Below are 17,088 nucleotides of genomic sequence, written 5' to 3'. Positions count from 1 at the left end.
AAGGAACCCCGATGGACGAGAACACGACATTCCAGGTCCTGGTCAACGACGAGGAGCAGTACTCGCTGTGGCCGGCGGACAAGGAGGTCCCGGCGGGCTGGCGCCCCGACGGCACGCGCGGAACCCGCGAGGAGTGCATGGCCCACGTCGACGAGGTGTGGACGGACATGCGCCCCCGCAGCCTCCGGGAGCGCATGGCCGCCGAGTGACGGTCCGGGTGCGGCCGGGGAAGCCCGGCCGCACCCGGCTCACGCGTCCAGGCCCAGGTGCTCGCGCAGGGTCGTCCCGGTGTACTCGGTGCGGAAGGAGCCGCGCTCCTGCAACAGCGGCACCACCTGGTCGGCGAACGCGTCGAGGCCGCCCGGGGTGACGTGCGGGACCAGGATGAAGCCGTCGCTCGCGTCGGCCTGGACCAGGTCGTCGATCGCCGCCGCGACGGTCGTGGGCGAGCCGATGAACGTCTGCCGGCCGGTGACCTCGATGATCAGGTCGCGCGTGGACAGGTTCTTCGCCTCGGCGAGCTGCCGCCACTCGCGGGCGGTGGCCAGCGGGTCGCGGTACATCCGGACGCTGGCGCGGCCGGGCGCGATCGTCGACCCGTCGACCACGGGATCCGTCGACGGCAGCGGGCCGTCGGGGTCGTGGTCGGCGAGGTCGGTGTTCCAGACCTGCTCGAGGAACTTGATCGCGGTCTGCGCGCTGACCTGCTGCCGCCGCACGACGTGGGCGAGCTCGTGCGCGTCGGCGTCGGTGTCGCCGAGCACGAACGTCGCCGCGGGCAGGATCACCAGCTGCTCCGAGGTCCGGCCGTACTTGGCCAGGCGGCCCTTGACGTCGGAGTAGAACGCCTGCCCCGCTTCGAGGGTGCCGTAGCGGCTGAAGATCGCGTCGGCGGTGGCCGCGGCGAACTCGCGGCCCTCCTCCGAGTCGCCGGCCTGGATGATCACCGGACGGCCCTGCGGGCTGCGCGGCACCGGGAAGCGGCCTTCGATGTCGAAGTGCCGGTCGTGGTGGGCGAAGGCACCCGCGGCCGGGTCCGGCAGGAACACGCCGGTTTCGGCGTCCGCGGTGATCTCGCCGCCGCGCCACGAGTCGAACAGCTCCCACGCGGTGCGCAGGAACGTCTCGGCGCGCTCGTACCGCTGGTCCTGCGGGAGGAACCCGCCGCGGCGGAAGTTCTCGCCGGTGAAGGCGTCCCACGACGTGACGACGTTCCACGCGGCGCGCCCCGCGGAGAGGTGGTCGAGGGAGGCGAACTGGCGGGCCACCTCGAACGGCTCGTTGAACGTCGAGTTGATCGTGCCGGCCAGGCCGAGCCGGTCGGTGACCGCCGCCAGCGCGGACAGGACGGTGAAGGTGTCCGGCCGGCCGACGACGTCGAGGTCGTAGATCTGCCCGCCCTGCTCGCGCAGCCGCAGGCCTTCGGCCAGGAAGAAGAAGTCGAACTTCGCGCGCTCGGCGGTCTGCGCGAGCTTGACGAAGGAGCTGAACTCGACGTGGCTGCCGGCTTCGGGGTCGCTCCACACGGTCGTGTTGTTGACGCCGGGGAAGTGCGCCGCGAGGTGGATCTGCTTGCGGGTCATTGCGCGGCCTCCTCAGACGGCGGCGTAGCGGTTGGCGGGGCGGGCGAGTCCGAGCAGCCCGCGCAGGGTGTCCGCTTCGTACTCGGTGCGGAAGGCGCCGCGGGACTGGAGCTCGGGAACGAGGCCGCGGGTGATCGCGGTCAGGTCGTGCGGCACGGCACCCGGCCGCAGCCGGAAGCCCGAGAGCCCGGCGTGCTGCCAGTCGAGCAGCAGGTCGGCGAGCCCGGCCGGGGTGCCGGTGAAGACGTGGGCGTCCGAGGTGTACTCCGCGCCGGCCAGCTCGTCGAGCCGCGCCTTGCGGTCCGCGGCGGCCTGCTCGGTCTCGTCGAGGAACACGACGACGTCACCGAAGACGTGCAGCGTGTCGCCACCGCGTCCGGCCCGGTCCTGCTCGTCCCGGACGGCGGCGACGATCGTGGCGGCCTGCTCGCGGTCGAACGGCGTCACGTAGACGACGTCGGCCGAGCGGGCGGCGAGCCGGTAGGGGACGGCGGCGTGCGCCAGCGCGGTGACCAGGGGCTGGCCCTGCGGCGGCCGCGGCGTGATCGACGGGCCCTTGACCGAGAACCAGCGCCCGCTGAAGTCGATGTAGTGCAGCTTCTCGCGATCGACGAACCGGCCGGTGGCGACGTCGCGGATCTCGGCGTCGTCTTCCCAGCTGTCCCACAGCCGGCGCAGCACCTCGACGTAGTCCGCGGCCTCGTCGAACAGCTCGTTGAGCGGGCTGGGCCGGTCCGGCTCGGCGGCGTCCTCGAGCCGGAACTCGCCGAACTCACGGCGTCCGAAGTGCCGGTTGTCCTCGGCCCGGCCGGCGACCTGCACCCGCACACCGGCCCGGCCGGTGCTGACGTAGTCGAGGGTGGCGATGGCCTTCGAAATGTGGAACGGCTCGGTGTGGGTGACGACGGCGGTCGGCACCAGCCCGATGCGCGAGGTCAGCGGCGCGACCCGGGCGGCGATCAGCACCGCGTCGAGCCGCCCCTGGACGATGTCGGTGCGCTCGCCCGGCCGGTCGAGCGGGTGCGCCGTCTGCAGGGCGAGGGAGTCTTCGATGGTGACGAAGTCCAGCTTGCCGGCCTCGGCCTCCTGGACGATGTCGGCCCAGTAGCCGGCGGTGAGCAGCTCCCGCGGCCGCGCGCCGGGTTCCCGCCAGGCGGCGGGGTGCCACCCGGCCCCGTCCAACGCGACGGCGATCCGTGGTCCGGTTCCTGAAGCCATCCCGGCGTCCCTCCTGTCGGCCTGTGCCCGCAGTGTGCGCCGGATTCCGCGACCCGGGCGGGAACGGCCAACTGCTGGGACGGCGGGGGGTGGCGGGAATAACCGCGGAGGCCGGTTACTCGACGGTGCGGGCGAGGATGCCGAGGGTGGCTCGCAAGGCGGCCTCCGGGATGATCGGGAAGTCGATCTTGTCCCGGTAACGCGGCTCGATCTCGCTCCAGTCGTAGTACGACGTCACGCGGGTTCCGGTGCCGTCGGGCTCGAGCCGGTAGCCGTACAGGTGGCGGATCGGTGGCTGGATCGTGCCCGAGATCGTCCATTCGAGCAGGCTGTCCTGCTCGTGCTTCGTGATGACGACCGTGACGTCGTACTTGCCCATCGGCAGGTCGTTGAGGGCCTCGCGGTCCATGTGCACGGTGAACTCGTCGCCCGCGCGCCGGACCGGTTCGCCGTCGGCGGACTGCAGCATTCCGGAACTGTCGATGGCCACGTGCCCGCGCGGGTCGCACAGCAGCGCGAACACCTTCTCCGGGGCGGCCGCGATGGTGCGGGTCACCTCGAACCGTTGCGTCGTCATGGTCGCGAGCCTGCCACAGTCCGCCGCCGTCAGCCGCCCGTCTGCCGTCGATAAACTGAACCGAGTATGATTCTGGACCGAGTCTGATATTATTGCCGGGTGGCAGGACTGCGGGAGCGCAAGAAAGAGCAGACGAAGCGCCGGATCGCCGCGGTGGCGGTGCGGTTGTTCGCCGAACGCGGTTTCGACGCGGTGACCGTCAACGAGATCGCCGAAGCCGCCGAGGTGGCGAAGGCGACCCTCTTCGCCTACTTCCCCGGCAAGGAGTCACTCGTGCTCCAGGGCGTGGGCGAGGACGACCTGGCCGGCGTCGTCGGACGGCGGCCGCCGGGGCAGTCACCCCTCGATGCCTTGCGGGCGCACTACAGTGCGTTCGCCACTGGTGAGCTGGGCGCGGTGGACCGCGACGAGATCGTCACGCGGATGCGCGTGATCTTCGACAGTCCCGCGCTCTCCGCCGCCGCCAACACCTTGCTCTACCGGCAGCGCCAGGATCTGGCTCGGGTGCTGGCCGAGGACTACGGGCAGCCGGCCGCCACCCTGATCGCGGCCCAGCTCGCCGCGACCGTGCTCACGCTGCAGGAGTCGTTCTTCCACCGCTTGGCCGGCGACGCGTCACCCGAGCAGGCGGCCCGCTGCCTGGCCGAGGACACCGAGCTCGCGTTCGACCTGCTGGAACACGGCATCGACCACCGGAAAGGGCAGTGACGTGCGCGCACGCGGCATCAACTACGACACCGGATTCCTCCCCGGCGACGGCCTGTCCCGGAAGGTCTTCACTCCCGAGGCGGTCCGCCACGACATGGCGGTGATCGCCGGTGAGCTGCACTGCGACGCCGTGCGCGTCTCCGGCCGCGAGCCCGAACGGCTCGAGGTCGCCGCCGGGCTCGCCGCCGATGCCGGCCTCGAGGTCTGGTTCGCCCCGTTCCCCGTCGACCTCCCCGCCGACCGGCTGCTCCCGTTCTTCGCCGGCTGCGCCCGGCGAGCCGAAGCCGTCCGGCGGACGGGCGCCGAGGTGGTGTTCGTCGCGGGCTGCGAGATCAGCGCCTTCTGTCCGGGGTTCATCCCCGGTGACACCTACAGTGCGCGCCTGCAAGCCATGGCCACCGCCGACCTGGCCTGGTGGACCTCCCTCGGCCCGGTGCTGCGGCGGCTCGACGACTTCCTCGCCGAAGTCGCCGCGACCGTCCGCGCGCACTTCGCCGGGCAGGTCACCTACGCCGCCGCCCCGTGGGAGTCCGTCGACTGGGCCCCCTTCGACATCGTCGGCGTCGACGCTTACCGCGCCGCCTACAACGCCGGTACCTTCCGGGACGAGCTGCGCCGGCACTTCGCCCACGGCAAGCCGGTCGCGGTGGTCGAGTACGGAACCTGCGCCTACCGTGGCGCCGGCGAGCGCGGCGGCATGGCCTGGCAGGTGCCGGCCGGCGCGATCCCGGACGAGGACGAGCAGGTGCGCTACCTCACCGAACTGCTCGACGTCTTCGAGGAAGAAGGCGTCGACACGGCACTCTGGTTCACTTTCGCCGCCTTCAACCGGCTCGCGGACCAGGACCTCGGTTCGTACGGGGTGGTCCGGATGCTCGACCGGACCGGCTGGGAACCGAAGAAGGCGTTCCACGCCATGGCGGCCCGGTACCGGCGCGGCTGACCGTCAGCGGTACAGGTCCTGGTGCGTGGCCCGGAGCTGGTACTTGAGCACCTTCCCGCCGACGGTTTCGGGCAGGGCGTCGGCGAGCACGATCGCCTTCGGGGTTTCGTAGCCCGCCAGGCGTTCACGGCAGTACGCGATCAGGTCGTCCGCCACCGGGTCGCTGCCCGGGCGCGGGACGACGACGGCCGTGACCGCTTCGCCCCAGCGTTCGTGCGGCAGGCCGATCACCGCCGCGCGCAGGACGGCGGGGTGCTCGTGCAGCACCGCTTCCACGCGCATGCTCGAGACGTTCTCACCGCCGGTCTTCACGATGTCCTTGTAGCGGTCCACCATCACGCGCAGGCCGTGCTCGTCCACCACCGCCGAGTCGCCGGAGTGGAACCAGCCGCCGCGGAACGCTTCCCGGGTCGCGGCGGGGTCGCGGTAGTAGCCCGCGGTCATCACCGGCGACCGGTAGACGGCCTCGCCGGGGGTGCCGCGGACCGGCTCGCCCCGTTCGTCGACGACGTCGGAGGCCAGCAGCCCGCTCGGCACGCCGACGTAGTTCATCGCGGGTGCCGTGCGGGCGTGCACCTCGGGCCACGCGCTCGGCCAGAACCGGTGGCAGGCGATGGCTTCCGTCTGCCCGAAGATCCCGATCGCGACGAACCCCGGCGCCGTCCGGGCTTCGAGGCGGTGCAGGAGCGTGGGGGAGAGGGCACCCCAGCCGTAGACGAGCGCCGTCAGCGAGGTCAGGTCCAAAGTGGAGTCGGCGTCGATCGCGTCGGCCAGCGCGGCGACGAACTGGGGTGAGCCCGCCCAGACGGCGGTGGCTCGCGACCGTGCCAGCGACTCCGCGACCGGACCGGGCACCGGACGGCGGCCGAGGATCAGCGTGCCGCCGGCGAAGAACGTCGAGTACGTGAACAGCGCGTCGCCGACGTGGTAGATCATCGGCAGGAACGTGCAGACGCGCAGGTCGGTCTCGTGCCGCAGGCCACGCGTGAGCGACAGGGCGAAGTTCAGCCCGGCGAGGTGCGCGTAGCTGTGCGAGAGCATCACGCCCTTCGGCAGCGCGGTGGTGCCGGAGGTGAACAGCAGCTGGAAGATGTCGTCGCCGTGGATCTCGACGTCGGGCTCGGTGTCCGGGTGCCCGTCGAGGAAGGCGCCGAACGCCGGGCTGCCGGCGACCGGGCCGCCGCCGACCGTGATGGTGGCGCCGACCCGCACGCCCGGGACGCCCTCCAGGCGCGGCCAGAGTTCCGCGTCGACGACCGCCAGCCGGGGTTCGGTCCGCCGCACGAGGTGCGCGAGGACGTCCGGGGCGAGACCGGGGTTCAGCGGGACGGCGACCATGCCCGCCTTGGCGATCCCGATCTTGGCCAGGAACGCCTCGACGGTGTTCTCGCAGAACAGCAGCACGCGGTCGCCGGGCACGAGACCCGCGGCGGCGAGCGCGTGCGCGAGCCGGTTGGCGGCCTGGTCGGCCTGCCGGTAGGTCACGGAGGCGAAGCGCTCTTCGCCGCAGACGCCCTCGATCGCGACCTGGTCCGGGCGGCTCCAGGTGAGCCGTTCGAAGACGTCGCCGATCGACGTGCGTTCCCAGCGGTGCACCGCGCGACGGCCGCGCAGCGTCTCGACGTCGATGGCCGCCTGCGTGGCGCTCTCACTGGTCGTGGTCATGCTGAGGCTCCTTCGCCGTCGCTGCCGCCGACCAGCATGCCGTGACCGCGGTCACCGAAGCAAGAAGAAAGTTATTCGCCATTCACTGAGAGGGCGTGACGCCGAGGCACGCGTGCGCCATCTCGTCCAGCAGTTCCGCGAGCCGCTCCGGGGCGAGGCCGCTGCGGAAGAACAGCGTCGACTGCACCGCGCCGATCGCCGCGTGCACGGCCAGGCGCAGCTCGCCGTCGGCGAGCTCGGGGCGCAGCGGGGCGAGCACGTGGACCCAGTCCTCGAGGTAGTGCCGCTGCAGCCGGCGCAGCCGCCGCCGGTCCTCCTCGGGCAGGTTGTGGATCTCGCGGTGGTAGACCGCGAGCACGGTCCGGTCCTCGATGGCGACCCGGACGTGGTCCCTGATCAGGCCGGTCAGCGCGATCCGGTCGGCGGGCGCGTCGGCGAGGATGGCCGCGGCGCCGTCCTGCAGGCGGGCCATCACGCGGTCGAGCAGCGCGACGAGGATCGCGTCCTTGTTCTCGAAGTGCCGGTAGACGCCGGAACCGACGATGCCCGCCTCCGCGCCGATGTCGGCCATGCCGATCGCGTGGAAGCCGCGCCGGGCGGTGAGCTCGGCGGCCGCGGTCAGGATCCGCTCCCGCCGGTCGGGGTCGCGCCGCCGTCGGGTGGCCGGGGAAGTGCTCGTCATCTTGTCATCATCGCAGCCGGGCGCTACGGTGCGCTATAAGTGAATGAGAAATCACTAAGGAGCGTCGGCGTGGACGTGCTCGACAGCGATGAGGCCCGGGATCTCCGGGCCGCGGTGGGCGCCATCGCCGCTCCGTTCGGCGGCCGCTACTACGTCGAGCACGCCCGTGCGGGCCGCGAGTGCACCGAGCTGTGGCACGCGCTCGGCGACGCGGGGTTCATCGGCGTCAACATCCCCGAGGAGTACGGCGGGGGCGGCCGCGGCCTGGCCGAGCTGACCATCGTGATCGAGGAGAGCGCCGCGAAGGGCGCCCCGATGCTGCTCCTGCTCGTCACCGAAGCCATCTCCGCCGAGGTGATCACCGAGTTCGGCACGCCGGAGCAGCGCAAGGAATGGCTGCCCGGCCTGGCGAGCGGCCGGCGGAAGGTCGTCTTCGCCATCACCGAGCCGGACGCCGGGTCCAACACCCACAAGCTGGCCACCACCGCCCGCCGCGACGGCGACGAGTGGGTGGTCGATGGCGAGAAGTACTACATCTCCGGCGTCGACACCGCCGACGCGCTGCTGCTGGTCGCCCGCACCGGCCGCGATCCCGACGGGACCGCGCAGTTGTCGCTCTTTCTGGTCCCGGTCGACGCGCCCGGCCTCGTCACGACGCCGTTGCCGGTCGACGTCATGCTGCCGGAGAAGCAGTTCACCCTGCGCTTCGACGGCGTCCGGCTGCCGGCGACGGCGCTCGTGGGCGAGGAGGGCGCGGGGTTCCGGCAGGTGTTCCACGGCCTCAACCCCGAGCGCATCACCGGCGCCGCCCTCTGCGTCGGCATCGCGCGCTACGCCTTGGACGTCGCGAGCCGCTACGCGCGGGACCGCACCGTCTGGGACCGGCCGATCGGCGCCCACCAGGGCGTCGCGCACACGCTCGCCAAGGCCAAGATCGAAACCGAGCTGGCCGCGCTGATGACGCACCGGGCGGCCGCGCTGCACGACCGCGGGCTGCCCGCGGGCGAGGCGGCGAACATGGCCAAGTACGCCGCCGCGGAGGCCGCGCTGGCCGCCGTCGACGCCGCGATCCAGACCCACGGCGGCAACGGCGTCTCGGCGGACTTCGGGCTGCTGCCGTACTGGGGGCTGGCCCGGCTGCTGCGGATCGCCCCGGTGAACCGCGAAATGATCCTCAACTTCGTCGCGCAGCACAGCCTCGGGCTGCCCCGGTCCTATTAGGAGGACTGATGACGGACCACAACCTCGTCCACCGGGTCAACGTCGGCGACGCGCTCACCCGCGTCGCGTTCGCCCGCCCGGACGCCCTCGCCGTGGTCGACGGCGAGCGCCGCTGGACCTACGGCGAGTTCGACGCGTGGGTCAACCGGCTCGCGAACGGCCTGACCGCCCGCGGCTACACGACCGGTGACGTCCTCGCGCTGGCCTCGGCCAACAGCGCGGAGTTCCTCGCCGTCTACTACGCCTGCGCGAAGCTCGGGCTCGTCTGCGTGCCGATCAACCTCGGCTGGCGAGCCGGCGAAGTCGCTTACGTGCTCGGGCATTCGCGGGCACGCGGCATCGTCGTGGAACGTCAGCTCTTCGCGGGCATCGCCCCCGCGGTGCCCGAGGGAGCCGACGTGTTCCTCGCGCCCGGCACCGGCGGCGACGCCGTCGGCCTGCATCTCGACGACGTGCTTTCGGACGACACGACGTCGCCCGAGGTGGTCGTCGAGGACCGCGCCCCACTGTCCTATCTGTACACCTCGGGCACCACGGCGTCGCCGAAGGGCGTGGTCGGCACGCACCTGGCGATCCACCTGGAGTCGATGTCGGCCGCGCTGGACTCCGGCTGGTCCGCCGCCGACCGGTTCATCGCGATGATGCCGATGTTCCACACCGCGCAGCTCAACGCCTTCTGCACCCCCGCGATCGTCGTCGGCGCCACGATCTTCGTCCACCGCGGCTTCGACCCGGACCGGTTCCTCGCCACGATCGAACGCGAGCGGATCACCCAGGTCTTCGGCCTGCCGATGATGTACCGCGCGGCTTTGGACCACCCGTCGTTCGGCTCCCGGGACCTGTCTTCGCTGCGCCGCGCGGTCTACGCGATGGCCCCGATGCCGGAAGCACAGATCAAGGCGTGCCTCGACGGCTTCCGCTGCGACTTCGCGCTCCTGTTCGGGCAGACCGAGATGAGCCCGATCACGACGCTGTTCCGGCCCGAGCACCAGCTTTCGCACGTCGGCGCGGTCGGCACGCCGCTCACCGGTGTCCAGGTCGGGATCATGGACCCGGACGGGACCCTGCTGCCCCGCGGCGAACAGGGCGAGATCGTCTACCGGGCGCCGTCGGCGATGCAGGAGTACCTGCACAACCCCGAGGCGACGGCGGAAGCGTTCCGGCACGGCTGGTTCCACTCCGGCGACGTCGGCCGGTTCGGCCCGGACGGCGTGCTGTGGTTCGCCGACCGCTTCAAGGACGTCATCAAGACCGGCGGCGAGAACGTCGCCTCGATCGAGGTGGAACGGGCGGTCTACGACACCGAGCCGGACGTCGCCGAGGTCGTGGTCGTCGGGCTGCCGCACGAACGGTGGACCGAGGCGATCACCGCGGTCGTCGTGCCGAAACCGGGGGCGCGCATCGACGCCGACGACCTGCGGCGGCGGCTGAAGGACCGCCTGGACGGTTACAAGGTCCCGAAGGCCGTGATCGTCACCGACGAGCTGCCGCGCACCTCGACCGGGAAGATCCAGAAGAACGTGGTCCGGGAGACGCACGCCGGACACTACGGGGGAACCGCATGACCCTGCTCAAATCCCTGCTCGACGTCTCGGCCGAGAGCTACGCGACCAACCGCAAGGCCCAGCTGGAGGCGCTGGCGAAGCTGGAAGAGCAGCTGGAGCTGGCCGTCGCCGGCGGTGGTGAACGGTACGTGCGGCGCCACCGCGACCGGGGCAAGCTCCCGGTCCGCGAGCGCCTCGAACTGCTGCTCGACCCGGACAGCCCGTTCCTGGAGCTGTCCGCGCTCGCCGCGTGGGGAACCGACTTCACGGTCGGGGCGTCGGTGCTCACCGGCATCGGCGTGGTGTCCGATGTGGAGTGTGTGGTCATCGGGCACGACCCGACCGTCCGCGGCGGGGCGATGAACCCGTACTCGCTGCGCAAGACGTTGCGGGCGCTGGAGATCGCGCGCGTCAACCGGCTGCCGGTGATCAACCTCGTCGAGTCCGGCGGCGCCGACCTGCCCACCCAGGCCGACCTGTTCGTGCCCGCCGGCCGGATCTTCCACGAGCTGACCGGGCTGTCCGCACTCGGCATCCCGACCCTGGCCATCGTGTTCGGCAACTCGACCGCGGGCGGCGCGTACGTGCCCGGCATGTGCGACTACGCGGTGCTCGTCGACCGCCAGGCCAAGGTGTTCCTCGGCGGCCCGCCGCTGGTCAAGATGGCCACGGGGGAGGAGGCCGACGACGAGTCGCTCGGCGGCGCGGACATGCACTCCCGCGTCTCCGGCCTGTCCGACTACTTCGCGGTGGACGAGCGCGACGCCATCCGGCTGGGCCGGCGGGTCGTCTCCCGGATCAACTGGCGCAAGCTCGGCCCGGCCCCGAGCCGGCGCCCCGAGCCGCCGCGCTACGACCCAGACGAGATCCTCGGCATCGTGCCGCCGGACACCAAGGTGCCCTTCGACCCGCGCGAGATCCTCGCCCGCACCGTCGACGGCTCCGACTTCGACGAGTACAAGCCGCTCTACGGCACCTCGCTGGTGACCGGCTGGGCGAGCGTCCACGGCTATCCGGTCGGCGTGCTCGCCAACCACCGCGGCGTGCTCTTCAGCGAGGAAGCCAAGAAGGCCAGCGAGTTCATCCTGCTGGCCAACCAGACCGACGTCCCGCTGGTGTTCCTGCAGAACACCACGGGCTACATGGTCGGCACGCGGTACGAGCAGGGCGGCATCATCAAGGACGGCGCCAAGATGATCAACGCCGTCACCAACAGCACGGTGCCGCACCTGACGGTGAACATGGCGTCCTCGTTCGGTGCCGGCAACTACGGCATGTCCGGCCGGGCCTACGACCCGCGGCTGATGTTCGCCTGGCCGGGCGCGAAGCTCGCGGTGATGGGCGCGCCCCAGCTCGCCGGCGTCATGTCGATCGTCGGCCGGGCCTCCGCCGCTTCGCAGGGCCGGGAGTTCGACGAAGGCGCCGACCGCGAGCGCACGGCGGCGATCGAGAGCCAGATCGAGGCCGAGTCGCACGCCTTCGCCGTCACGGCAAGGCTTTACGACGACGGCATCGTCGACCCCCGCGACACCCGCGACGTGCTCGGGATGTCGCTGTCCGCCGTCCACTCCAACCGCGTCGAGGGCCGGCGCGGCTTCGGCGTCTTCCGGATGTGAGGCCGATGATCACGAAACTGCTGGTCGCGAACCGCGGGGAGATCGCCGTCCGGATCATGCGCACCGCGCACGACCTCGGCATCTCGACCGTCGCGGTCTACTCCGACCCGGACGCGGGCGCGCCGTTCGCCCGGCTGGCCGACGAGGCCGTCCGGCTGCCCGGCACCGCGCCCGCCGACACCTACCTGCGCGGCGACCTCGTCATCGCCGCGGCCCGGGCCACCGGCGCCGACGCGATCCACCCCGGTTACGGCTTCCTGTCGGAGAACGCCGGCTTCGCCCGCGACTGCGCCGGCGCCGGGCTCACGTTCGTCGGCCCGTCGCCCGAAGCCATCGCTTCGATGGGTTCGAAGATCGAAGCCAAGGCGCTGATGGACGCGGCCGGCGTCCCGGTCCTGCCGGGAGCGACCGTCACCGACGACACCGACCTCGCCGCCGTGGCCGCCGAAATCGGGTTCCCGGTGCTGGTCAAGGCCGCGTTCGGCGGTGGCGGCCGGGGCATGCGCGTGGTCCACGACGCAGCCGGGCTCGCCGACGCCGTGGCCGGCGCCCGCCGCGAAGCCGCGTCCGCGTTCGGCGACGGGACGGTGTTCCTCGAACGGTTCGTCGTCGACCCGCGGCACGTCGAGGTCCAGATCCTCGGGGATTCCCGCGGCGAGGTGGTGCACCTGTTCGAGCGCGAGTGCTCGATCCAGCGGCGCTACCAGAAGATCGTCGAGGAGTGCCCGTCCCCGGCGGTCGACGACGCCCTGCGCGCCGAGCTCGGCGCCGCGGCCGTCGCCGCCGGGAAGGCCATCGGCTACACCGGCGCCGGCACGGTCGAGTTCGTGCTGGACCACGACGGTCGGTTCTTCTTCCTGGAGGTCAACACGCGGCTGCAGGTCGAGCACCCGGTGACCGAGGTGGTCACCGGCCTGGACCTGGTCGAGCTGCAGCTGCGGGTCGCGGAAGGGGAGCCGCTGCCGCCTTCGGTGACGGGGGCCCGGATCGACGGGCACGCGATCGAGGTCCGGCTCTACGCCGAGGACGTCCCGGCCGGGTTCCTGCCCGCCACCGGGACGCTGCACCGCTTCCGCGTCCCGCCGCTGCGTGGCGTGCGCGTCGACTCCGGAGTCGCCGACGGTTCCGTCGTCGGCCCCCACTACGACCCGATGCTGGCCAAGGTGATCGCCCACGGCCGCACCCGCCGCGAGGCCGCCCGCACGCTGGCCCGCGCGCTGCGGACCGCCGAGCTCCACGGCGTGACGACGAACCGCGACCTGCTCGCCGGCATCCTGGGGGAGGCCGAGTTCCTGGCCGGCCGCACGGACACCGGCTACCTGACCCGCCACGATCCGGCCGCTCTCGGCGCGTCCGACGGCGGCGCGCGACAGGCGGCAGCGGCCGCGTTGGCCGCGCAGGCGCGCAACCGGCTCGCCGCGCGGGTGGTGCCCGAGATGCCGTCCGGGTGGCGCAACGTCGGCCGCGCACCCCAGCGGATCTCGTACACGGCCGGTCCGGAAACCCTGGAGGTCGCGTATTCGCTGCGGCGGCGGGGTTTGGACGTCACCGTGAACGGCGAGCCGCTCGGTGGTGCGGTGCGGCTGCTGTCCGCGTCACCTTCGCTGGTGGAGCTGGAGATCGACGGCGTCCACCGCACCTACGCCGTGCACACCGAAGCCGGAGTGTCCTATGTGGATGGTGCGGACGGGTCGGCGGCCCTGACCGAGGTGCCGCGCTTCGCCGACCCGGACGCCGCCACGGCCGCGGGGTCGTTGCTCGCCGCCATGCCCGGCGCCGTCGTGCGCGTCCTGGCGGGTGCGGGCGATGCCGTGACCGCGGGGCAGCCGCTGGTCGTCCTGGAGGCGATGAAGATGGAGCACACCGTCACCGCGCCGGCCGACGGCGTCCTGTCCGACCTGCGGGTGAGCCAGGGCGACCAGGTCGACACCGGGCAGCTGCTGGCGGTGGTGTCGTGAGCGTCTCCTACGAGGTCCGCGCCGGCGTCGCGTGGCTGACCATCGATCGCGCCGAAGCACGCAACGCACTGTCCAAAAAGGTCCGTGACGGCCTGTGGGAGGGGACCCGGCGGTTCGTCGCCGACGACTCCGCCGCCGTGCTCGTGCTGACCGGGGCCGGCGACCAGGCGTTCTGCGCCGGCGGCGACCTCAAGGAGATGGCCGAGTCGGCCCTCGAAGTCCCGCCGCCGGACTTCCTGCCGCAGTTCGGCCGGAACATCGACGTGCCCAAGCCGACGATCGCCGCCGTCAACGGCGTCGCCTACGCGGGTGGGTTCCTGCTGGCCCAGCAGTGCGACCTCGTCGTCGCGGCTTCCCACGCGCGCTTCGCGGTGACCGAAGTGAAGGTGGGCCGAGGTGCGCCGTGGGCGGCGCCGCTGTCCTGGCTCGTCCCGCCGCGGGTGGCCATGGAGATCCTGCTCACCGGCGACCCGCTCGACGCACACCGGGCCCGCGAGGCCGGGCTCGTCAACCACGTCGTCCCGCTGAGCGAGCTGCGGTCGCACACGCAGGAGCTCGCCGAACGGATCGCCGCCAACGCACCGCTGTCGGTGCACGCGGCCAAGCGCACCGCCTACCTGTCCCGCCCGGACGCCTACGAGCGGGCCGAGGAGATCTGGGCACCGGTGTACCGCTCGCGCGACGCGCAGGAAGGCCCGGCGGCGTTCCGCGAGAAGCGCACCCCGGTGTGGGAAGGACGCTGACATGCCCGTCTCCCTGGACGCGCTGCTCGACGACCTGCTGGCGGAAACCGCCGACGTCGAAGCGATGCTCGCCCCGCTCGACGACGCGGGCATCGCCCGGCCCACCCCCGCGGCCGGCTGGGACGTCCGCGACCAGGTCACGCACCTCGCCTTCTTCGACGAGTCCGCGACCCAGGCGGCCGTCGACCCCGACGGCTTCCGGCAAGCGGCGGCGGCCCTGATGGCCGGCGGGATGGACTTCCCCGACCGCGTCGCTGCGCGGTACGCCGGGCTGAGCGCGGCCGAAGCCCGGACGTGGTTCACGCGTGCGCGGTCGGCGTTCGTGACGGCGTTCCGCGGGCGTGACCCACGAGCCCGGCTGCCCTGGTACGGGCTCGACATGAGCGTGGCGTCGTCGGTCACCGCGCGGATCATGGAGACGTGGGCGCACGGCCAGGACATCGCCGACACGCTCAGCGTGACGCGCGTGCCGACCGACCGGTTGCGGCACATCGCGCACCTGGGTGTGTCCACGACGGCGTTCAGCTTCGGGCTGCACGACCGCCCGGCGCCGTCGGTGCCGATCCGGGTGGAGCTGCGGGCGCCCTCGGGTGCCCGGTGGGAGTGGGGCGACGCGGCCGCGACCGACCGCGTCGAAGGCCCCGCGCTCGACTTCTGCCTCACGGTCACCCAGCGCCGGCTCGCCGAGGACACCGATCTGCTCGTGTCCGGGCCCGTCGCGCGGGAGTGGATCGGTCTCGCCCAGGCATTCGCGGGCGCGCCCGGCCGGGGACGCGCATGATCCGCCCGGTCCGGATCGCGAACTGCTCCGGCTTCTACGGCGACCGCCTCGCGGCCGCGCGGGAGATGGTCGAGGGCGGCCCGATCGACGTCCTCACCGGCGACTACCTCGCCGAGCTGACGATGCTGATCCTTTGGAAGGCGCGCCGGAAGGATCCCGGCGCCGGCTACGCGAAGACGTTCCTCACCCAGCTCGAGCAGGTGCTGGGCACCTGCCTGGATAGCGGCGTCCGGATCGTGTCCAACGCCGGCGGGCTGAACCCGCCGGGACTGGCCACCGAGATCGCCGCGCTCGCCGGACGGCTGGGCCTGCACCCGAAGATCGCGTACGTGGACGGCGACGACCTCGTCGACCGGCTCGACGAGCTGCAGGCGGCCGGACACGACCTGGCCCACCTCGACACCGGGCGCAAGCTCGCCGAGGCCGGGGTGACGCCGGTGACGGCCAATGCCTACCTCGGCGGCCGGGGCATCGCCGAAGCACTGGGCGCCGGGGCCGACATCGTCGTCACGGGCCGCGTCACCGACGCGTCCCTGGTGGTGGGTCCTGCGGCGTGGTGGCACGGCTGGGCGCCCACCGACTTCGACGCGATCGCGGGCGCGATGGCCGCGGGACACGTGATCGAGTGCGGCCCGCAGGCCACCGGCGGCAACTACGCGTTCTTCGAAGAGGTCACCGACCGCCGCTACCCGGGCTTCCCGATCGCCGAGGTCGAGGCCGACGGTTCGAGCGTCATCACCAAGCACGACAACACCGGTGGGCTGGTCTCGGTGGGCACGGTCACCGCGCAGCTGCTGTACGAGATCGCCGAACCGGCCTACGCCGGACCGGACGCGGTGGCCCACTTCGACACCGCGCGGCTCGAGCAGACGGGCCCCGACCGCGTGCGGATCAGCGGCACGCGGGGGAGCGCGCCGGGTGATCGGCTGAAGGTGGCCCTGAACCACGACGGCGGCTACCGCAACACGATGACCCTGGTGCTCACCGGCGGCCGCATCGAGGAGAAGGCCGCGTGGGCCGAGCGGCAGCTGTTCGAGCTGCTGGGCGGCAAGGAGCAGTACGCCGAGGTCGACGTGACGCTGCTGCGCTTCGACCACCCGGACGCGGCGGTGAACGCCGAAGCCACCGCCCACCTGCGGATCACGGTCAAGGACCCGGACCGGGCCAAGGTCGGCCGCCGCTTCTCGAACACGACGATGGAGCTGGCACTCGGCGGCTACCCGGGCTTCCACACGACGACCCCACCGGCCGCGGAGAGCGGGTTCGGCGTGTACTGGCCGGCCTTGGTGCCGGCGGCCGAGGTCCGGCACAGCGTCACCCTGCCCGACGGCACCCGGCGGGTGATCCCGCATCCCGTGTCCGGGCTGTCTTTTTCCTCGGCGCATGCTGCTCCCGAATCGCGTGGCTTCCCGGGCTCCGCGTCTGGGCCGTCGCTGTCGTCGGCGCACGCGGCCCCCGAGCCGCGTGGCTTCCCGGGCCCCGTCCGTCGCGCGCCCTTGGGCGAGGTGGCGGGCGCCCGTTCCGGCGACAAGGGCGGCAACGCCAACATCGGCCTCTGGACCCGGACCGATGAGGAGTACGCCTGGCTCCGGCAGTACCTCGACGAAGCCCGGTTCCGGTCCCTGCTCCCCGAAGCGGCCGGCCTCGAAGTACGGCGCTTCGAGCTGCCGAACCTGCGCGCGCTCAACTTCGTCGTGGTCGGCCTGCTCGGCGAGGGCGTCGCCGCGTCGGTGCGTCCCGACCCGCAGGCGAAAGGTCTCGGCGAGTACTTGCGCAGCCGCATCGTCGACGTGCCGGAGGTGCTCCCGCGCCGATAGACCCCCGCCGTACCGACCGGATGGTATGTTCA

At 72.3% G+C, this 17,088-nt stretch carries 15 protein-coding genes; 10 read left to right on the top strand and 5 right to left on the bottom strand.

Features of this window, described 5'->3' with window-relative positions; translation table 11 throughout:
* Positions 1 to 11 precede the first annotated feature (11 nt).
* Complete coding sequence (locus ACZ7PG_RS04730; protein ID WP_470237737.1) at positions 12 to 209, top strand: MbtH family protein; 198 nt, start codon at positions 12 to 14, stop codon at positions 207 to 209.
* 39 nt (positions 210 to 248) lie between these two features.
* On the opposite strand, the gene ACZ7PG_RS04725 is transcribed toward ACZ7PG_RS04730, so the two are convergent.
* The 3 genes from ACZ7PG_RS04725 to ACZ7PG_RS04715 form a co-directional block, all read right to left on the bottom strand.
* Positions 249 to 1,583 (bottom strand): NtaA/DmoA family FMN-dependent monooxygenase, encoded by a 1,335-nt coding sequence (locus ACZ7PG_RS04725; RefSeq protein WP_470237736.1) that lies wholly within the window; start codon positions 1,581 to 1,583, stop codon positions 249 to 251.
* Between the two features lie 12 nt (positions 1,584 to 1,595).
* A complete protein-coding gene (locus tag ACZ7PG_RS04720) occupies positions 1,596 to 2,801 on the bottom strand; it encodes an LLM class flavin-dependent oxidoreductase (RefSeq protein WP_470237735.1) in 1,206 nt (401 codons plus the stop codon).
* Between the two features lie 115 nt (positions 2,802 to 2,916).
* Positions 2,917 to 3,378, bottom strand: a complete 462-nt coding sequence (locus ACZ7PG_RS04715; protein WP_470237734.1) for an SRPBCC family protein — start codon at positions 3,376 to 3,378, stop codon at positions 2,917 to 2,919.
* Between the two features lie 99 nt (positions 3,379 to 3,477).
* On the opposite strand from ACZ7PG_RS04715, the gene ACZ7PG_RS04710 reads away from it, so the two are divergent.
* A complete protein-coding gene (locus tag ACZ7PG_RS04710) occupies positions 3,478 to 4,086 on the top strand; it encodes a TetR family transcriptional regulator (protein WP_470237733.1) in 609 nt (202 codons plus the stop codon).
* 1 nt (position 4,087) lies between these two features.
* Entirely contained in the window at positions 4,088 to 5,029 is a 942-nt protein-coding gene (locus ACZ7PG_RS04705) for a hypothetical protein (protein ID WP_470237732.1), read from the top strand.
* Positions 5,030 to 5,032: 3 nt separating this feature from the next.
* On the opposite strand, the gene ACZ7PG_RS04700 is transcribed toward ACZ7PG_RS04705, so the two are convergent.
* A complete protein-coding gene (locus ACZ7PG_RS04700; RefSeq protein ID WP_470237731.1) occupies positions 5,033 to 6,694 on the bottom strand; it encodes an AMP-binding protein in 1,662 nt (553 codons plus the stop codon).
* Between the two features lie 82 nt (positions 6,695 to 6,776).
* Positions 6,777 to 7,376, bottom strand: coding sequence for a TetR/AcrR family transcriptional regulator (locus ACZ7PG_RS04695; RefSeq protein ID WP_470237730.1), 600 nt, complete (start codon positions 7,374 to 7,376; stop codon positions 6,777 to 6,779).
* A gap of 69 nt (positions 7,377 to 7,445) precedes the next feature.
* Between ACZ7PG_RS04695 and ACZ7PG_RS04690 the strand changes: the two genes are divergently transcribed.
* From ACZ7PG_RS04690 to ACZ7PG_RS04660, 7 genes are read left to right on the top strand one after another with little or no spacing between them, the layout of a single operon-like run.
* Positions 7,446 to 8,597: an acyl-CoA dehydrogenase family protein gene (locus tag ACZ7PG_RS04690; protein WP_470237729.1), complete on the top strand. Its 1,152-nt coding sequence runs from the start codon at positions 7,446 to 7,448 to the stop codon at positions 8,595 to 8,597.
* A gap of 8 nt (positions 8,598 to 8,605) precedes the next feature.
* Positions 8,606 to 10,162 (top strand): AMP-binding protein, encoded by a 1,557-nt coding sequence (locus tag ACZ7PG_RS04685; RefSeq protein WP_470237728.1) that lies wholly within the window; start codon positions 8,606 to 8,608, stop codon positions 10,160 to 10,162.
* The gene (locus ACZ7PG_RS04680; RefSeq protein WP_470237727.1) at positions 10,159 to 11,757 is read left to right on the top strand and encodes an acyl-CoA carboxylase subunit beta; all 1,599 of its coding nucleotides are present in this window, start codon (positions 10,159 to 10,161) and stop codon (positions 11,755 to 11,757) included. The genes ACZ7PG_RS04685 and ACZ7PG_RS04680 overlap by 4 nt, the downstream gene beginning before the upstream one ends.
* A gap of 5 nt (positions 11,758 to 11,762) precedes the next feature.
* Entirely contained in the window at positions 11,763 to 13,715 is a 1,953-nt protein-coding gene (locus tag ACZ7PG_RS04675) for an acetyl/propionyl/methylcrotonyl-CoA carboxylase subunit alpha (RefSeq protein ID WP_470237726.1), read from the top strand.
* Positions 13,712 to 14,458, top strand: coding sequence for an enoyl-CoA hydratase/isomerase family protein (locus tag ACZ7PG_RS04670; RefSeq protein WP_470237725.1), 747 nt, complete (start codon positions 13,712 to 13,714; stop codon positions 14,456 to 14,458). The genes ACZ7PG_RS04675 and ACZ7PG_RS04670 overlap by 4 nt, the downstream gene beginning before the upstream one ends.
* Before the next feature lies 1 nt (position 14,459).
* Positions 14,460 to 15,239: a TIGR03084 family metal-binding protein gene (locus tag ACZ7PG_RS04665; protein WP_470237724.1), complete on the top strand. Its 780-nt coding sequence runs from the start codon at positions 14,460 to 14,462 to the stop codon at positions 15,237 to 15,239.
* A complete protein-coding gene (locus ACZ7PG_RS04660; RefSeq protein ID WP_470237723.1) occupies positions 15,236 to 17,056 on the top strand; it encodes an acyclic terpene utilization AtuA family protein in 1,821 nt (606 codons plus the stop codon). Before ACZ7PG_RS04665 ends, ACZ7PG_RS04660 begins: the two co-directional genes overlap by 4 nt.
* Positions 17,057 to 17,088 lie beyond the last annotated feature (32 nt).

Source organism: Amycolatopsis sp. NPDC114504 (genome assembly GCF_055633595.1).
The sequence above is the reverse complement of the archived record's forward strand: the minus strand, read 5'-3'. Positions and strand labels throughout refer to the sequence as shown.

Excerpts from the sequence above, each read along its gene's own strand:
- ACZ7PG_RS04730 (WP_470237737.1), top strand. The coding sequence starts at position 12 with ATGGACGAGAACACGACATTCCAGGTCCTGGTCAACGACGAGGAGCAG.
- ACZ7PG_RS04725 (WP_470237736.1), bottom strand. The coding sequence starts at position 1,583 with ATGACCCGCAAGCAGATCCACCTCGCGGCGCACTTCCCCGGCGTCAAC.
- ACZ7PG_RS04720 (WP_470237735.1), bottom strand. The coding sequence starts at position 2,801 with ATGGCTTCAGGAACCGGACCACGGATCGCCGTCGCGTTGGACGGGGCC.
- ACZ7PG_RS04715 (WP_470237734.1), bottom strand. The coding sequence starts at position 3,378 with ATGACGACGCAACGGTTCGAGGTGACCCGCACCATCGCGGCCGCCCCG.
- ACZ7PG_RS04700 (WP_470237731.1), bottom strand. The coding sequence starts at position 6,694 with ATGACCACGACCAGTGAGAGCGCCACGCAGGCGGCCATCGACGTCGAG.
- ACZ7PG_RS04695 (WP_470237730.1), bottom strand. The coding sequence starts at position 7,376 with ATGACGAGCACTTCCCCGGCCACCCGACGGCGGCGCGACCCCGACCGG.
- ACZ7PG_RS04685 (WP_470237728.1), top strand. The coding sequence starts at position 8,606 with ATGACGGACCACAACCTCGTCCACCGGGTCAACGTCGGCGACGCGCTC.
- ACZ7PG_RS04680 (WP_470237727.1), top strand. The coding sequence starts at position 10,159 with ATGACCCTGCTCAAATCCCTGCTCGACGTCTCGGCCGAGAGCTACGCG.
- ACZ7PG_RS04675 (WP_470237726.1), top strand. The coding sequence starts at position 11,763 with ATGATCACGAAACTGCTGGTCGCGAACCGCGGGGAGATCGCCGTCCGG.
- ACZ7PG_RS04665 (WP_470237724.1), top strand. The coding sequence starts at position 14,460 with ATGCCCGTCTCCCTGGACGCGCTGCTCGACGACCTGCTGGCGGAAACC.
- ACZ7PG_RS04660 (WP_470237723.1), top strand. The coding sequence starts at position 15,236 with ATGATCCGCCCGGTCCGGATCGCGAACTGCTCCGGCTTCTACGGCGAC.